The organism is Dyella jejuensis (assembly GCF_044904675.1).
In the GTDB taxonomy this organism is placed as follows: Bacteria; Pseudomonadota; Gammaproteobacteria; order Xanthomonadales; family Rhodanobacteraceae; genus Dyella_B; species Dyella_B jejuensis.
The window spans coordinates 1-281 of the sequence record NZ_JADIKJ010000096.1; the positions used below are offsets into that span (position 1 = coordinate 1).

At 67.3% G+C, this 281-nt stretch carries 1 protein-coding gene; it reads right to left on the minus strand.

The features are described from left to right. Nucleotides 1–281, minus strand: a 281-nt coding sequence (locus ISP15_RS18650; protein WP_404549482.1) for a hypothetical protein, incomplete at both ends; no start/stop codon positions are given.

Genomic DNA, 281 nt, shown 5'->3' on the forward strand with positions numbered 1-281 from the left:
CGCCGCCGCTCCGCTGCCGGTCGTCACACCGGTGACCTGCTCGTTCCCCTGCGCATCTTGCGTATAGGTATAGCTGACCGTGGTGCCGTCGCTCTGGGTGACCGAGGCGACCAGGTCGGTCGTGCCCTGATAGGTATAGGCGGTGGTGTAGCTGGTGCCGGTGCTGTCTGTATCCGAGGCCAGTGTGGTGGTGACACCGCTCAGGCGTCCTTGGGCGTCGTAGCGGTAGCTCACCGCCTGGCGCGTCACCGCCGTGCTCTGCCCGGGCGGTACGTCCTGGA